This window comes from Pseudomonas sp. GD03862 (genome assembly GCF_029840855.1).
In the GTDB taxonomy this organism is placed as follows: Bacteria; Pseudomonadota; Gammaproteobacteria; order Pseudomonadales; family Pseudomonadaceae; genus Aquipseudomonas; species Aquipseudomonas alloputida.
In genome coordinates this window covers 134,679-150,427 of record NZ_JAOCDI010000005.1, presented here as the reverse complement: position 1 = coordinate 150,427, position 15,749 = coordinate 134,679, and the positions used below count along the sequence as shown (strand labels likewise).

The following is a 15,749-nucleotide window of genomic DNA, read 5'->3' as shown; positions in this document are numbered from 1 at the left end:
TTCGCGGGCTCGCCCGCTCCCACAGGTCGTATGCCCTGTACCTGTGGGAGCGGGCAAGCCCGCGAAGAGGCCGGTACAGATTTACATCGAACCCAGGTTCAACGCCTGTGCACAGGCCTGCAGCGACCGGCGCTCGCTTTGCGCATACAGCGCCAGCTCATCCTGTACCTGCAACCCCAGCGCCGCTTCGAACGCTTCGCGGTTGGCGTTGCTGCCGTATTCGGCCTGCGCATCGTCGCCCAGGTTGGACTGGAAGATCCCCGCCGCACTCACCGGCAGGAAGTCTTCGTACACCAGCGCCTCGAAGTGCACGTGGCCCGCGTCGATCAAGCCTTGCAGGGTGGTCGGGCGGCCTTCCTGGTCGCGTGCGGCCAGGCCTTTCTCGGTGGCGAAGTAGCGGAAGTACGCCAAGCCCTGTTCACGCATCTGCGCCAGGTCATCCGGGAACTCGGCAAAGTTTGCCTGTAGCAGCGCCATGTAACGCTCGGCATTGGCTTCGGCTGGAGCGCCACCCAGCGCAGCGCGGGTAGCGTCGAGCAACTTGTCGTAAAGCTGGCGACCTTTCGGCGTCAGCGCCGCGCCGCGTTGCTCGATTTCGCCAAAGCGCGCGGTGTGGCTGCCTTCGCGGCCTTGTTGGTCGCGGAAGGCGACCGTTTCCTGCAGGGCCTTGAAGCTGGTCTGGCGCAGCAGGATCGGGTGGCGGCGGGTGGGCGGGCCTTCAACCACGGCCTTCGGCGGGATGCCCTTGGCAGGCATGCCGAGCTGGATTGCATCGATATCCAGGGTACGCGGGGTCAGGTGGTTGATGTGCGGGCCCTTGAAGGCCACCACATCGGCGATCAGGCGGTGTTGGTCGTGCAGCTGCTGGTATTGCTCGGCCGTGACGGTAGCGTCCTGGTGCCAGCGGAAGGTGTGCAGCGCTTCCTGCACGAACGTCTCTGCATCCGCGGCGTCAAGGCCACCCTCGCGCTCACACTGGGCGATCAGTTCGAGGGCGCGGGAGGTGAAGATCTGGCGCTTGGCCAGGATGCCCTGTGCCAGCTCGCGCAACTGCGGGTTGTCGATCAACTCCAGGCGCAGCAGCGAGGTGAACACACGGAACGGGCTGACATGCAGCGATTGCTCGTGCACCGCGCGGAAGGCAGTGGAATGCACCGGTACGCCAGCGGAGCTGAGGTCATAGTAGCCGACCGGCTGCATGCCCATGACGGCGAACAGGCGGGCGATGGTGGCCAGTTCTTCGGCGGTGCCGACGCGGATGGCGCCGTGACGTTCCTGGTCCAGGCGCTCGATCTCGCCGGTCCAGCGCAGGGCCTCTGCTACTTCGGGTTGCTGGGCCATCACCTGCTGGTTGATTTCGCTCACCAGCTCCAGCAGCGTGCCGTACAGCGGCACTTCCTGTTTGTACATGAGCGACATGGCGGCAGAGAACTGCGCGCGGATGCTGTCTGGGCTGACGAAATCGTTGGCGGGCATCGCTAGCTTCCTGGTTGGGTTCGGACGCTTACATGAAAGCTGGGAATGCACTTTGCTCACAAGCGAAAAAAAGTGAGTGTGTCATTCCTTTTTTGATCGACCTCGACGGCCCTTTCGCGGCTAAAACCGCGCCTACGCGGTCCCCGTAGGAGCGGCTTTAGCCGCGAAGAGGCCGTCAAACCTGCAACTGCTCGCCAATCCATTCCACCAGCGCCCGCACCTTTGGCACCTCTGCCGCATGTTCGGCGTACGCCAGGTAATGCGCCCCGGCACTGCGCATCGCATGGTTCCACGGCACCACCAGGCTACCGTCGGCCAGTTCCTTCGCCGCCAGGTAGCGCGGCACCAGCGCTACCCCGCACCCGGCCTGTGCTGCGCTCAACGCCATATAGAACGTATCGAAGCGCGGCCCGTGGTAGGCGCTGACGCTCTGCAGGTCCTGCTCCAGGAACCACTCATGCCAGGCCTCCGGCCGAGAGGTGCTTTGCAGCAGCACCAGCTCGGCCAGCTCCTCGGCACCGGCCAGCTTGCGCCCGGCCAGCAGCTCTGGCGCGCACACCGGCACCACCTCTTCGCGGAACAACTCCACGCAAGTGGCCCCCGGCCAAGTGCCCTGGCCATAGAAGAACACCACGTCAGCCGAGCCTTGCAGCAGGGCGAACGGCTCCATTTCGTTGCGAATGTCCAGGTGGATATTGCCGTGCCGTTTGCCAAAACCCTTCAGGTGCGGGATCAACCAGCGCACGCCAAAACTCGGTTGAGTGGCTACTTTCAGTATCTCGGTCTGCTCGCCGTAGGTGAGCACATAGCGGCTGGACATATCCACCTGGGTCAGGATTTTGTTGACCTCGGCCAGGTACAGGCTGCCGGCCGGGGTCAGCTGCAAGCGCCGGCGGATGCGCAGGAACAGGTGGTGGCGCAGCATGTCTTCCAGCTGTGCCACCTGCTTGCTGACCGCGCTCTGGGTCAGGTGCAGTTCTTCAGCGGCACGGGTAAAACTCAGATGGCGGGCTGCAGCTTCAAAGCACTGCAGGGCGGTCATGGAGGGTACCAGGCGTTTTGACATAGCGGTCTCTGCGGCTCAAATCATTACCTGACGGAATGATATGCGGAATAAAGGTCGTTTGTTGTACCTATGTGATCGGATTAATACTGATCCACATCATTTTTCCACCCCATCACCGATGTAGGAGATGCACAAATGGTTGCTGGATTGCTCGAGCGCCTTGGCGTTGCCGCCGAGGCTTACACCCAGGGCGACTACCCTGTTCACACGCCGATCGACGGCAGCCAGATCGCCTCGGTGAAACTGCTCGGCAAGGCCGAGACCATCGCCCGCATCGATCAGGCCCAGAGCGCCTTCGAAGCCTGGCGCAGTGTGCCTGCTCCGCGCCGTGGCGAACTGGTGCGCCTGTTCGGCGAAGTGCTGCGTGAGCACAAGGCCGACCTCGGCGAGCTGGTCTCGATCGAAGCCGGCAAGATCACCCAGGAAGGCCTGGGCGAAGTGCAGGAAATGATCGACATCTGCGACTTCGCCGTTGGCCTGTCGCGCCAGCTGTACGGCCTGACCATCGCTTCCGAGCGCCCGGGCCACCACATGCGTGAAACCTGGCACCCGCTGGGTGTGGTCGGCGTGATCAGCGCCTTCAACTTCCCGGTTGCCGTGTGGGCCTGGAACACCGCCCTGGCCCTGGTGGCCGGCAACTCGGTGGTATGGAAACCGTCCGAGAAGACTCCGCTGACCGCCCTGGCCTGCCAGGCGCTGTTCGAAAAAGCCCTGAAAGCCTTCGGCGATGCTCCGGCTGGCTTGGCACAACTGGTGATCGGCGGTCGTGAAGCTGGCGAAGCCATGGTCGACGACCCGCGCGTACCGCTGGTCAGCGCCACTGGCAGCACCCGCATGGGTCGCGAAGTCGGCCCACGCGTTGCTGCCCGCTTCGGCCGCAGCATCCTGGAACTGGGCGGCAACAACGCCATGATCCTGGCCCCGAGCGCCGACCTGGACCTGGCCGTGCGCGGCATCCTGTTCTCGGCTGTCGGCACTGCCGGCCAGCGTTGCACCACCCTGCGCCGCCTGATCGTGCACCGTTCGATCAAGGACGAAGTGGTTGCCCGCGTCAAAGCCGCCTACGGCAAAGTGCGCATCGGCGACCCACGTAAAGACAACCTGGTCGGCCCGCTGATCGACAAGCAGTCGTTCGATGCCATGCAGGGCGCACTGGCCAAGGCCCGCGACGAAGGTGGCCAGGTATTCGGTGGTGAGCGTCAGCTGGCCGACCAGTACCCGAACGCCTACTACGTTTCGCCAGCCATTGCTGAAATGCCGGCGCAAAGTGACGTGGTGCGCCACGAAACCTTCGCACCGATCCTGTACGTGCTGGCCTACGACGACTTCGAGGAGGCCCTGCGCCTGAACAACGAAGTGCCACAAGGCCTGTCGTCGTGCATTTTCACCACCGACATCCGTGAAGCCGAGCGCTTCCAGAGTGCCTCGGGCAGCGACTGCGGCATCGCCAACGTCAACATCGGTACCAGCGGCGCCGAGATTGGCGGTGCGTTTGGTGGCGAGAAGGAAACCGGCGGTGGCCGTGAGTCTGGCTCGGATGCCTGGAAAGGCTACATGCGTCGCCAGACCAACACCGTGAACTACTCGCGCGAGCTGCCACTGGCGCAGGGTATCGTGTTCGACTGATGGATTGATGCTGCATGGCCGGGGGCCTGGCCCCCGGTTCGCGGGTAGACCCGCTCCTACAGGGTTCGTCCAAGCGACACCGACCCCTGTAGGAGCGGGTTTACCCGCGAAAGGGCCGCCCTGCGGCCCCAACAAGAACAAATTGCTGGAGCCGGCCATGTCCGAACTGCGTCAACAATGCTTGTGGGAACACGTCAGCAAACCGACCGTCGCCGCCCAGGCCCTGGCCGGTGAGCACAAGGCCGATGTCTGTGTGATCGGCGGCGGCATTACCGGCCTGTCGGCGGCCATCCACCTGCTCGAACAGGGCAAGTCGGTGATCGTGCTGGAGGCCTGGAAGATCGGCCACGGTGGCTCCGGGCGCAACGTCGGCCTGGTCAACGCCGGCACGTGGATCCGACCCGACGACGTCGAGGCCACCCTTGGCCAGAAGCAGGGCAGCCGCCTGAACAAGGTGCTTGGCGAAGCCCCGGCTGAAGTGTTCGCCATGATCGAGCGCCTCGGCATCGACTGCCAGGCCCAGCACAAAGGCACGCTGCACATGGCGCACAACGCCACCGGTATCGCCGACCTCGAAGCGCGTCACGAACAATGGCGCCGCCGAGGTGCCGACGTCGAGCTGCTGACCGGTGCCCAGTGCCAGGAATACTGCGGTACTGACAAGATTTCCGCTGCGCTGCTTGATCGCCGTGCCGGCACCATCAACCCCATGGGCTACACCCAGGGCCTGGCGGCTGCCGTGGCGCGCCTGGGCGGCAAAATTTTCCAGCAGTCTTCGGTCGAAGGCCTGGAGCGTGAAGGTGATGGCTGGCGGGTGAAGACCGCGCGTGGCGCTGTGCGCGCCGAGAAAGTGGTAATTTCCACCGGCGCCTACACCGAAGGTGACTGGAGCAACCTGCAGAAGCAGTTCTTCCGCGGTTATTACTATCAGGTAGCCTCCAAACCGTTGCAGGGCATCGCAGCCGACAAGGTACTGCCACATGGCCAAGGTTCGTGGGACACCCGCACCGTGCTCAGCAGCATCCGCCGTGACGATCAGGGCCGCCTGCTGCTCGGCAGCCTGGGCCGGGTCGACAACAAGCCAGCCTGGTTCGTGCGCAGCTGGGCCGATCGCATCCAGAGCCACTATTACCCGGAGCTGGGCAAGGTCGAGTGGGAAATGCACTGGACTGGCTGCATCGACTTCACCCCTGACCACCTGATGCGCCTGTTCGAGCCGGCGCCTGGGTTGGTGGCGGTGACTGGGTACAACGGGCGGGGTAACACGACCGGCACCGTGATCGGGCGTGCGTTTGCCGAGTTCCTGCTCAAGGGCGAGGCGGACAGCCTGCCGATTCCGTTTTCGCCGATGAGCGGTGTGAGCGCGCCTTCGCTGCGCACGGCGTTCTATGAGTCCGGTTTTTCGCTGTACCACGCGGGGCAGTGCCTCAGGGTTGTGTTGTAAGTACTGGCCTCTTCGCGGGTAAACCCGCTCCTACAGGTTCACCACAGCCCTCTCAGGCGGTGCACAACTTGTAGGAGCGGGTTTACCCGCGAAGAGGCCAGCACAGGCTCACTTGTGCAACCAACTCAGGAAGCCACCTTTCTTGATCAGGGCCGGCTTCTGCAACAACAACGACTCCCGGCTCTGCCGCCGGAACCGCTGCAATTTGCTCAACGCCGTCTGCACTTCGCCACGCTGCTGCAAACAGCTCTTCACCTGTTCCTTGTCGATCCGGTACAGCACGCAACTGGTCAGCGTGCGGAATTCGGCCAGCGAGTCTTCGTCGTCGATGATCCCCTCGATCCCAAGCACCTCTCCCGGCCCCATGCGCCCGGCCTCCAGCCGCTTGTCTCCGTCGCGCACCGAGGCCGATACCACACCGCTGCCAATCACCAGCAGATGATCGGAATGCTCGCCCACCCCCAGGATCACCTGGTCCGCCAGGTACTCGACTGCAGTCATGCGCTGGCTCAACGCATCGCGCTCTTCGTTACTCAGCGAGCGGAACACTCGCACCTCATCCAGCACCTCGCGCTGGCGGCTGCGCGGCGGCACGGCCAGGTCGACGTTCCACATCACCCCGCTGGCCTCCAGGTGCCGGTGCGCCAGGTCGAACAGCTGGTTACGTGCATCGCCCTTGGCGCCCGCATCGGCCACGAAGCCGCTGGCCTCGTACTCCACCGACTCCAGTGTCGAGGCCTTTACCGTCACCTTCGGCTTCGGGGTCGCAAGGATGGCACTGACGCCCTGCAAGGCTTTTTCCAGCGCATCGAACACACGCTTTGGCCGCACCTTGGCCGGGACCACCACGCTGATCGATACCCCGTGCACATCGGCCGGGCGACTGTGGTTGAGCAGCCGCGCCTTGGCCGCTACCGAGTTGGGGATCACCGCCAGGCTGCCGGTACCGGTTAGCAGGCGCGTGGCGCGCCAGTCGATATCCAGGACCTTGCCTTCGGTGCCGTCGATGGAGATTGAGTCGCCAATCTGATAGGGCCGCGTGGTGTTCAGCACGATGCCGCTGAAGACGTCAGCCAGTGTGCTCTGCAGCGCCAGGCCGATGACGATGGCCATTACCCCGGAGGTGGCCAGCAGGCCCTTCACCGGCAGTTGCAGCACATAACCTGCGGCCGCGACCACGGCGGCGAGGAAGATCAACGCCCCCAGCACATCCTGCAGCAAGCGCCCGCCATGGCTGCCACGTGCCACCAGCAACAGGCCGAATACCACGGTTACCGTGCGCGCACCGAACAGCCACCAGCCGATGGCCAATACCGTGGCCATCAGGTTGCGCGAGACATCGTCGGGCCACGGCGGTGGTTGCAGCGGGCTCATGCCGGCGGCCATCAGCACTGAGCTGAACAGCAGGAAGATCACCAGGCGCGCGCTGATGCGCCAGGCATGGCGCTGAATGGGGATCAGTTGCCAAAGCACGAGGTCGAGCAGGATCAGGGCGCAACCGAGCAACAACGGGGACGACTGGATGAACGCCAGCATGGTGATCTCGGGGGTGAGGGGAGGGCTGTGGGTAGTAATAGAGCAGGTTTTCCGGGCAGGCAATGCAAGCCTGTGCTGGCCCCTTCGCGACTTGCCCGTTTCCACAGTTAAAGCGCTGGTTTTGAATCTTGTGCGATCCCTGTGGGAGCGGGCGAGCCCGCGAAGAGGCCAGCAAAACCAACGCCAATCTATCGTTCCTAAAACAGAACGCTAAAGGCAAAAACCGCTATCTACCGCTCCAAAGGTGGTGGTTTTAATCTTCTCCCATCAACGCGAAACACCCAACTTACTGAACATCAAAACCCTTAGGAGCTACCCCCATGACCCACTTCAAATATAACCGCCTGAACAAAGACGACGCCGCTGTACTGCTGGTCGACCACCAGGCGGGCCTGCTGTCCCTGGTGCGCGACATCGAGCCGGACGCGTTCAAGAACAACGTGCTGGCCCTGGCCGACCTGGCCAAGTTCTTCAACCTGCCGACCATTCTTACCACCAGCTTCGAGCAAGGCCCCAACGGCCCACTGGTGCCAGAACTGAAAGCCCTGTTCCCGGACGCCCCGTACATTGCCCGCCCTGGCCAGATCAACGCCTGGGACAACGAAGACTTCGTCAAGGCGGTGAAGGCCACTGGCAAGAAGCAACTGATCATCGCCGGCGTTGTGACTGAAGTGTGCGTAGCTTTCCCGGCCCTGTCGGCCCTGGAAGAAGAGTTCGACGTGTTCGTGGTCACTGATGCCTCCGGTACCTTCAACGCCATGACCCGTGACGCCGCCCACGACCGCATGAGCCAGGCAGGTGCGCAACTGATGACCTGGTTCGGCGTGGCCTGTGAGCTGCACCGCGACTGGCGCAACGACATTGAAGGCCTGGCCGCGCTGTGCTCCAACCACATCCCCGACTACCGCAACCTGATGACCAGCTACAACGCCTTCAACGCCAACAAGTAAGCCCAATCGCCGCGGGCACCGCCAATCGGTGCCCGCCCAGGGCAGCACACCTATCCAATCCAGCGCCCGTCCGCCGTTGCACAGTGGATGCGGGCAAGCTCATCCCAAGGAACGCCGATGAACACCGCACTCCATGACAACCGCGAAGTGGTGACCGTATGCCTGCAACACAAGGTGCTTGATGGCTCGCCGGGCACCCCGGCAGCGCAACCGCCGCGCTGGAAGCAGGCACTGCTGACCTACCTGGTGATCTGCCCGATGACCATGGTCATCCCGCAACTGCTGGCGCCGCTGTTTGCGCGCTTCCCGCAGCTGGGCGGCGTGATTACCGGCAACCTGATCGTCAACCTGTTCGTCATCCTGCCCGTGGTGTTCTACATCATGCCTTGGGTAACCCGCCGCTGCGCCGACTGGCTGCGCGGCTGAGCCGACGCCTTCATCTCGACACTTTCAAGGAGATACCGCTATGAGCACGTTCGTTACCCGCGATGGCACTTCGATCTATTTCAAGGACTGGGGCAGCGGCAAGCCCGTGCTGTTCAGCCACGGCTGGCCGCTGGATGCCGACATGTGGGATTCGCAGATGGAGTTCCTGGCCAGCCGCGGTTACCGCGCCATCGCCTTCGACCGCCGGGGTTTCGGCCGCTCGAGCCAGCCGTGGAACGGTTACGACTACGACACCTTCGCCGATGACATTGCCCAGCTGATCGAGCACCTCGACCTGCGCGACGTCACCTTGGTGGGCTTCTCGATGGGGGGCGGTGATGTCAGCCGCTACATCGCCCGCCACGGCAGCGAGCGGGTGGCCGGGCTGGTGTTGCTGGGCGCGGTGACGCCAGTGTTCGGCAAGCGTGACGATAATCCTGACGGTGTCGACCTGTCGGTGTTCGAGGGCATCCGGGCCGGCCTGCGTGCTGACCGCGCGCAGTTCCTCGCCGATTTCGCCACGCCGTTCTACGGCCTGAACCATGGGCAGCAGGTGTCCCAGGGTGTGCAGACGCAGACCCTGAACATTGCGCTGATGGCGTCCATCAAAGGCACCCTGGATTGTGTGACGGCCTTCTCGGAGACCGATTTCCGTCCCGACATGGCCAAGGTCGATGTGCCGACGTTGGTGATCCATGGCGATGACGACCAGATCGTGCCGTTCGAGACCACTGGCAAGCAGGCGGCGGAGCTGATTCGCGGTGCCGAGCTGAAGGTGTATGCCGGGGCGCCGCACGGGTTTGCGGTGACCCATGCGCAGCAGCTGAATGAGGACTTGCTGGCGTTCCTTCAGCGGTAATTGTGGGAAACATTCGCGGGTAAACCCGCCCCTACAGACGTTGTAGGAGCGGGTTTACCCGCGAAGAGGCCGGCCCAGGCAGCAAAAAGCTTGACCAGGGCTAACCTTCTTCAACCCACCGCACATCCATTCAAGCCCAGGCCTTGCATCAACCGGCATGCTTCGCAGTCCCCCTGCCGGCCCCTAGTCGGAGAAGCCCATGTCCCAGGATCGCAACGACAAGACCCGTCGCCAGTTCCTCGCCACCAGCACTGTGCTCGGTGCCGCTGGCGCGCTCTGGTCCGCATTGCCTTTTACCGGCCCAGCCGGTTCCGCTCACGCATCCACGCAAGGAGGTTCCATGACCGCCGACCTGATTCTGTTCAACGGCAAACTGCACACCGTTGACCGCGAAAAGCCCACCGCGACCGCCGTCGCCATCAAGGACGGCCGCTTCATCGCCGTGGGCAGCGACGCCGAGGCCATGGCCCACAAGGGTGCTGCCTCGCAGATCATCGACCTCAAGCAGCGCACGGTGATCCCGGGCCTCAATGACTCGCACCTGCACCTGATCCGTGGCGGTCTGAACTACAACCTCGAGCTGCGTTGGGAAGGGGTGCCGTCAGTCGCCGATGCCCTGCGCATGCTCAAGGACCAGGCTGCGCGCACGCCTACCCCGCAGTGGGTGCGCGTGGTCGGTGGCTGGAACGAGTTCCAGTTCGCCGAAAAGCGCATGCCCACCCTTGAAGAAATCAACCAGGCCGCACCCGACACCCCGGTGTTCCTGCTGCACCTGTACGACCGCGCGTTGCTCAACCGCGCCGCGCTCAAGGCCGTCGGCTACACCAAGGAAACGCCGAACCCGCCAGGTGGCGAGATCCAGCGCGACAAGTTTGGTAACCCCACCGGCATGCTGATCGCCCGCCCGAACGCGATGATCCTCTACGCCACGCTGGCCAAGGGGCCTAAGCTGCCGCTGGAGTATCAGGTCAACTCCACTCGCCAGTTCATGCGTGAGCTCAACCGGCTGGGCCTGACCAGCGCCATCGACGCCGGCGGCGGCTACCAGAACTTCCCCGACGACTACTCCGTGATCCAGGAGCTGGCCGACAACGATCAGCTGACCGTACGCATCGCCTACAACCTGTTCACCCAGAAGCCCAAGGAAGAACTGGACGACTTCAAGAAGTGGACCTCCAGCGTCAAGCTGCACAGCGGTACCGACTTCCTGCGCCACAATGGCGCTGGCGAAATGCTGGTGTTCTCTGCCGCCGACTTCGAGGACTTCCTCGAGCCGCGCCCGGACTTGCCGCAGACCATGGAAGAGGAACTGGAGCCGGTGGTGCGCCACCTGGTCGAGCAGCGCTGGCCATTCCGCCTGCACGCCACCTACAACGAATCGATCACGCGCATGCTCGACGTGTTCGAGAAGGTCAACCGCGACATTCCATTCAACGGCCTGCCCTGGTTCTTCGACCACGCTGAAACCATCACCCCGCAGAACATCGAGCGTGTGCGTGCGCTGGGCGGTGGTATTGCCATCCAGGACCGCATGGCCTTCCAGGGTGAGTACTTCGTCGACCGCTACGGCGCCAAGGCCGCCGAGCAGACCCCGCCGATCAAACGCATGCTCGAGATGGGCGTGCCAGTGGGCGCGGGTACCGATGCCACTCGGGTGTCCAGCTACAACCCATGGACTTCACTGTACTGGCTGGTCAGTGGCAAGACGGTCGGTGGCATGGAGCTGTACCCGGAAGGTCTGAGCCGTGACACCGCGCTGCAACTGTTCACCCAGGGCAGCGCCTGGTTCTCCAGCGAGCAAGGCAAGAAGGGCCAGATCAAGGTGGGCCAGCTGGCTGACCTGGCAGCATTGTCGCTGGACTTCTTCAGTGTCGATGAAGAGGCGATCAAGGGCATCGAGTCGGTGCTGACCATCGTTGATGGCAAGGTGGTGTACGGTGCTGGCGAGTTCGACAAGCTTGGCCCTCCGCAGGTGCCGGTGCTGCCGGAGTGGTCGCCGGTGACCAAGGTGCCTGGGCACTGGCGCGTCGGTACGCCATCGTTGGCAGCCGCCGTGCACCAGTGCTCGGGGCCGTGCGGGGTGCATGCACACAGCCATGACAAGGCGCGCAAATCGAGTGTTCCGGTCAATGACTTCCAAGGCTTCTGGGGGGCGCTGGGCTGCTCGTGCTTCGCTTTCTAAGGTGAGCTGATGTGAAGAACGGGGGGCCAATAACTGGCCCCTTTTTTGTGTTTTCAGTGCCGGCCCTTTCGCGGGTAAACCCGCTCCTACAACGGCCTGTTTCCAACGTCCGGTGTGTGTCTACCGCAGATCATGTGTAGGAGCGGGTTCACCCGCGAATGGGCCGTAAGGGCCGGCATCAATGGTGTGCCTTATGCTCCCCGCCAGCCAACAAATGCCGAATCCGCACCTCAACCCCATCGGTCTGCAGCATCCTGACCCGCGCCTCGATCTTCAGTTCGCCACGGGTCACCCGATGGTGATGCCGCAGATGCTCCAGCCATGATTCCTCGAAGAAGAACTCCAGCCACAACGCCGGATCAGCACTGTCCCGCATCAACCCCCACGACAATGCGCCATTGCGCTTGCGCATCGCTTCCAGCTCCTGCGCCGCCTGCTGGAAGGCCTCGGCCTTGGTGGGGGCGATGTGGTACTCGACGGTGACCATCACCGGTCCGACTTCCTTGTCCATGTCATCGCTCAACACCGGCACCGGCCAATGCAGCGACGGCGTCAACTCCTCTGCCTCGGTTTCCGGCAGCGCCACCTTGCAGGTCAGCAAGGTACCCAGCGCCAGGCCGCCTGCGGCCACCAGCAGGCTGAAGGTGAGCGTTGCATGGCTGGCCAGCGTGCCCCACAGCAGGCCACCACAGGCCATGGCGCCGAAGAAAATCAGAATGTATACCGACAAAGCCCGCGCCCGTACCCAGGCTGGCACCGAAGTCTGCGCAGCCACTTGCAGGTTGGACAGCACCGCGATCCACGCCGCGCCACTGAGCAGCATCGCGGGCAGCAGCGCATAGAAATTGCGTACCAACGCCAGGGCCAGCAGGAACAGGGCATACAGCAGGCTGGCCAGTAACACCAGGCGGTCACGGCTGATGCGCTCACGCAGGCGCGGCAGCAAGGTGGCGCCCGCCACTGCGCCAATACCGATGGCCGCCAGCAGCAGGCCGAAGTCCGCTGCAGTGCCGTGCATCTCGCCACGCACGATCAGTGGCAGCAGCGAAGTGCCTGCGCTGGCGCAGAAAAAGAACGCCAACGCGCGTAGCATCACGGCCTGCAAAGGCTTGGCACTGCGGGCAAAGCGCAACCCGGTGCGCATGGCGCCAACGAAGCGTTCGGCCGGCAGCAGTGGTTCCTTCACCTCGCGCTTCCACAGGAACAACACCAGAATCACACCCGCGAACGAGATGGCATTCAGGGCAAAGGTCAGCCACGGGCCGACCATGCTCACCACCACCCCCGCCAGCGCCGGGCCGATGGCCCGTGACACGTTGATGCCGACACTGGAGAGCGCCACCGCGTTGGCCAGGTCCTCCTTGCCCACCAGTTCCGGTGTCAGTGCGCTCCACGCCGGCATCATCAGCGCTGTACCAATGCCCAGTGCCAGGGTCAGCACCAGCAGCAAGGTGACGTTCATCATCCCGAGCAAGGTCAGGGCCGCCAGCACCACCGCTACGCAAGACATCCACAGCTGCACCAGCAACAGGTAGCGGCGTTTGTCGACGATGTCCGCCGCTGCGCCGGCCGGCAGGGCCAGGAAGAACATCGGCAGCGAGCCGGCTACCTGGATCAACGCCACGTGCAGCGGGCTGGCTGACAGCGTGGTCATCAGCCAGCCGGCGCCCACCTCGTGCATCCAGGTGCCGATGTTGGAGGCGATGGTGGCGATCCACAGCATGCGGAAGGTGGTGTTACGCAACGGGCTCCAGGCACCTGAAGGTGATGTGCTCATGTCAGAAGCTGCCTTTGAGTGGGTATTCGATGATCAGGTAGATGCGGTCGATATCATCGCCCGCCTGGGCCTGGTTGGCGCGGTGGCTGACGTGGGAGAGCGACAGGCTCAGGTCCCTGGCAGCCCCCGACTGCACCACGTATTTCAGGTCGATGTCGCGCTCCCAGTGCTTGCCGCCGTCGCCGTACTGGTTCACATAGGCGCCGCCCGCAGGCGCATGGCTGCCGTCGATGCCGCGGCCGCTGACATAGCGGCCCATCAGGCTCAGGCCAGGTGCACCGAGGGTGGCGAAGTTCAGGTCATAGCGCAGTTGCCACGAGTGCTCGCCAGGGCCGTTGAAGTCGGCGTACTTGATCGCGTTGGCCAGGTAGATGGAGTCGCCGCCGACGAAGTCGAACGGGGTGTCGCCCTCGACCTTCTGGTAGGCCACGCTCAGCGCCTGGGCGCCGAAGCTGTACTTGGCCAGCAGGCTATAGGCGAGGGTGTCGATCGCCCCGGCGCTGGCGTTGCCGGTGTCGCGGGTTTTGTACAGGTTGCCGTCCAGGCGCCAGTTGCCTTGGGCCAGGTTCAGGTTGAGGTAGGCCTGGCGCCAGGTGTTTTCCAGTTGCCCGGCATACAGTGCGGCGCCGAACGGCCCGTTGGGTGCGAAGGTGGCACCGGCCAGGCTGATGGCCCGGTTGTGGGTGGTCGCGCCGTAGCCACTGAAGTCGTCGTGGGTGGAGCTGTTGTCCTGGTTGTTGAAGGCAGTGAAACGCCCGGCCTGCACGCGCCAGTCGGGCTGGTCGGTGTTTTCCACCCACCAGCCGGTGGCGTATTCCGGGTGCAGGCGTTTGTCACCGGTGTCGAACACCGGGGTTTCCACCATCATCTCGCCATAGCGCAGTTGGGTGTTGCCTAACTGCATTTTGAGCGCGGCACCGGCACTGGAGTACTCGGACTCGGCGCGGCTGTCGCTGTCGCGTGGCAGCAGGCCGGTGCCGCTATGGCCGCGGCCGCCGTCGAGCTTGAGACCGAGAAAGCCATGGGCATCGATGCCGACGCCGACAGTGCCTTCGGTGAAACCGGAACGCACCTCGCCGATGAAGCCTTGGGCCCATTCCTGGCGGTAGTTCTGGCCGCTGCCGGAGGGCGAGCGGAAGTCACTGTGCAGGAAATAGTTGCGGCTGAGCAGCGACCAGCCGGGTTCATCGGCCTGGCTGAGCGCCGGCCAGAGGGCGAGGGTGGCGAGCAGGGCGCGGCTTGGTCCGTGAGTGGCGCGGATCATGAGGGGCTCCGGGGGATGATCCGGGAGTGTGGAAGAAGAGTAGACCCAAGGTCTTGTAAGGGTGTGCTGGGTGGGGATTTGCATTGCCTGTACCGGCCCTTTCGCGGCTAAAGCCGCTCCTACAGGGCCACCACTGGCCCCGAGCCTTGTGCAATACCTGTGGGAGCGGGCATGCCCGCGAAGAGGCCGGCTCAGCCAGCCAGGCACTCAAGCCATGTCGCTGATGGCGAACTCCTCAGCCAGATGATCGATCAGCGCTCGCACCGAAGGCAGCAACCCACGTCGCGATGGGAAGATCGCATGCACGATACCGCAACGCGGGTGCCAGTCCGGAATCAGCTCAACCAGACGTCCCGCCGCCAGATCCTCACGCACCGCCACCCGCGGCAAGTGGGCGATCCCCACTCCGGCTACCACGAAGTGGCGCAAGGCAAACAGGTCATCAGTCACCATACGTGGCGTATGCGGAATGACGATGCTGCGGCTGTTGTCCTCACCCTGGAACAGTTCCCACTGGTACTCGCGCTGTGCACTGCCCCAATGCACGCTGGGTAGTGTGCCCAGCAGCTGTGGGTCAAACCCTTTGGGCAGTTGCGCCAGGTATTGAGGCTGGCCGACCAGGCACTGGGTGCTGTTGCTCAGCACCTTCATCACCATGTCAGTGTTCTCCAGCGGCGGAAAGCGCACCCGCAGAGCAATATCGAAGCCCTCGTGCAACAGGTCGACACGGCGGTTGGTACTTTCGATGAACAGCTCCACCTGCGGGTACTTGAGCATGTAGCGGGTCAGCATCGGCCCGACCCAGGAATTGAGCAGGGTGGTCGGGCAACTGATGCGGACCAAGCCGCGCGGTTCGCTGCGGTTGCGCTCGATGATCTCTGCTGCGCCCTCGGCCTCCACGCGCATGGCCAGGCAGCGGTTGTAATAGGCCTGGCCGATTTCGGTCAGCGAGCAGTGACGGCTGGTGCGGTTCAACAGCCGCACACCCAGGCGGTCTTCAAGGTCGGCGATTCGCCGGCTGAGCTTCGACTTGGGCATGTCCAGCGCCCGCCCGGCCGGGGCGAAGCCGCCATGTTCGACGACCTGGGTGAAGTAGTAGAGGGAGTTGAGGTCTTCCAATGATCGGTCTCCGGGTATTTGGTT

The 15,749-nt window shown here is 63.8% G+C and carries 12 protein-coding genes; 6 read left to right on the top strand and 6 right to left on the bottom strand.

Annotation, left to right across the window (positions count from 1 at the left end):
- Nucleotides 1-81: 81 nt before the first annotated feature.
- Together N5D53_RS05440 and N5D53_RS05435 are read right to left on the bottom strand one after the other, a co-directional pair.
- Nucleotides 82-1,476: a VOC family protein gene (locus tag N5D53_RS05440; protein WP_019436536.1), complete on the bottom strand. Its 1,395-nt coding sequence runs from the start codon at nucleotides 1,474-1,476 to the stop codon at nucleotides 82-84.
- Between the two features lie 175 nt (nucleotides 1,477-1,651).
- Complete coding sequence (locus N5D53_RS05435) at nucleotides 1,652-2,542, bottom strand: LysR family transcriptional regulator (RefSeq protein WP_010955772.1); 891 nt, start codon at nucleotides 2,540-2,542, stop codon at nucleotides 1,652-1,654.
- 135 nt (nucleotides 2,543-2,677) lie between these two features.
- On the opposite strand from N5D53_RS05435, the gene N5D53_RS05430 reads away from it, so the two are divergent.
- Nucleotides 2,678-4,168, top strand: coding sequence for an aldehyde dehydrogenase family protein (locus N5D53_RS05430; protein ID WP_003253547.1), 1,491 nt, complete (start codon nucleotides 2,678-2,680; stop codon nucleotides 4,166-4,168).
- Nucleotides 4,169-4,325: 157 nt separating this feature from the next.
- Nucleotides 4,326-5,612: an FAD-binding oxidoreductase gene (locus N5D53_RS05425; protein ID WP_014860498.1), complete on the top strand. Its 1,287-nt coding sequence runs from the start codon at nucleotides 4,326-4,328 to the stop codon at nucleotides 5,610-5,612.
- Between the two features lie 108 nt (nucleotides 5,613-5,720).
- On the opposite strand, the gene N5D53_RS05420 is transcribed toward N5D53_RS05425, so the two are convergent.
- Nucleotides 5,721-7,148, bottom strand: a complete 1,428-nt coding sequence (locus N5D53_RS05420; protein WP_190869830.1) for a mechanosensitive ion channel family protein — start codon at nucleotides 7,146-7,148, stop codon at nucleotides 5,721-5,723.
- Nucleotides 7,149-7,468: 320 nt separating this feature from the next.
- Between N5D53_RS05420 and ycaC the strand changes: the two genes are divergently transcribed.
- From ycaC to N5D53_RS05400, 4 genes are all read left to right on the top strand, one after another.
- On the top strand, nucleotides 7,469-8,098 hold the full coding sequence (gene ycaC / locus N5D53_RS05415; protein ID WP_003253552.1) for an isochorismate family cysteine hydrolase YcaC: 630 nt from the start codon (nucleotides 7,469-7,471) through the stop codon (nucleotides 8,096-8,098).
- Between the two features lie 117 nt (nucleotides 8,099-8,215).
- Nucleotides 8,216-8,524 carry a hypothetical protein gene (locus tag N5D53_RS05410; protein WP_190869831.1) on the top strand — a complete coding sequence of 103 codons (309 nt, stop codon included), beginning with the start codon at nucleotides 8,216-8,218 and terminating at the stop codon, nucleotides 8,522-8,524.
- Nucleotides 8,525-8,564: 40 nt separating this feature from the next.
- Complete coding sequence (locus N5D53_RS05405) at nucleotides 8,565-9,383, top strand: alpha/beta hydrolase (protein ID WP_190869832.1); 819 nt, start codon at nucleotides 8,565-8,567, stop codon at nucleotides 9,381-9,383.
- A gap of 199 nt (nucleotides 9,384-9,582) precedes the next feature.
- A complete protein-coding gene (locus N5D53_RS05400) occupies nucleotides 9,583-11,565 on the top strand; it encodes an amidohydrolase (RefSeq protein WP_190869833.1) in 1,983 nt (660 codons plus the stop codon).
- A 178-nt stretch (nucleotides 11,566-11,743) separates the two neighbouring features.
- On the opposite strand, the gene N5D53_RS05395 is transcribed toward N5D53_RS05400, so the two are convergent.
- The 3 genes from N5D53_RS05395 to N5D53_RS05385 form a co-directional block, all read right to left on the bottom strand.
- A complete protein-coding gene (locus N5D53_RS05395) occupies nucleotides 11,744-13,342 on the bottom strand; it encodes an MFS transporter (protein ID WP_129931890.1) in 1,599 nt (532 codons plus the stop codon).
- Nucleotide 13,343: 1 nt separating this feature from the next.
- The gene (locus tag N5D53_RS05390) at nucleotides 13,344-14,606 is read right to left on the bottom strand and encodes an OprD family porin (RefSeq protein WP_104962807.1); all 1,263 of its coding nucleotides are present in this window, start codon (nucleotides 14,604-14,606) and stop codon (nucleotides 13,344-13,346) included.
- Between the two features lie 207 nt (nucleotides 14,607-14,813).
- On the bottom strand, nucleotides 14,814-15,725 hold the full coding sequence (locus N5D53_RS05385; protein WP_010955764.1) for a LysR substrate-binding domain-containing protein: 912 nt from the start codon (nucleotides 15,723-15,725) through the stop codon (nucleotides 14,814-14,816).
- Nucleotides 15,726-15,749: the final 24 nt, after the last annotated feature.

Excerpts from the sequence above, each read along its gene's own strand:
- N5D53_RS05395 (WP_129931890.1), bottom strand. The coding sequence starts at position 13,342 with ATGAGCACATCACCTTCAGGTGCCTGGAGCCCGTTGCGTAACACCACC.
- N5D53_RS05430 (WP_003253547.1), top strand. The coding sequence starts at position 2,678 with ATGGTTGCTGGATTGCTCGAGCGCCTTGGCGTTGCCGCCGAGGCTTAC.
- N5D53_RS05390 (WP_104962807.1), bottom strand. The coding sequence starts at position 14,606 with ATGATCCGCGCCACTCACGGACCAAGCCGCGCCCTGCTCGCCACCCTC.
- N5D53_RS05420 (WP_190869830.1), bottom strand. The coding sequence starts at position 7,148 with ATGCTGGCGTTCATCCAGTCGTCCCCGTTGTTGCTCGGTTGCGCCCTG.
- N5D53_RS05410 (WP_190869831.1), top strand. The coding sequence starts at position 8,216 with ATGAACACCGCACTCCATGACAACCGCGAAGTGGTGACCGTATGCCTG.
- N5D53_RS05425 (WP_014860498.1), top strand. The coding sequence starts at position 4,326 with ATGTCCGAACTGCGTCAACAATGCTTGTGGGAACACGTCAGCAAACCG.
- N5D53_RS05405 (WP_190869832.1), top strand. The coding sequence starts at position 8,565 with ATGAGCACGTTCGTTACCCGCGATGGCACTTCGATCTATTTCAAGGAC.
- N5D53_RS05440 (WP_019436536.1), bottom strand. The coding sequence starts at position 1,476 with ATGCCCGCCAACGATTTCGTCAGCCCAGACAGCATCCGCGCGCAGTTC.
- N5D53_RS05435 (WP_010955772.1), bottom strand. The coding sequence starts at position 2,542 with ATGTCAAAACGCCTGGTACCCTCCATGACCGCCCTGCAGTGCTTTGAA.
- ycaC (WP_003253552.1), top strand. The coding sequence starts at position 7,469 with ATGACCCACTTCAAATATAACCGCCTGAACAAAGACGACGCCGCTGTA.
- N5D53_RS05400 (WP_190869833.1), top strand. The coding sequence starts at position 9,583 with ATGTCCCAGGATCGCAACGACAAGACCCGTCGCCAGTTCCTCGCCACC.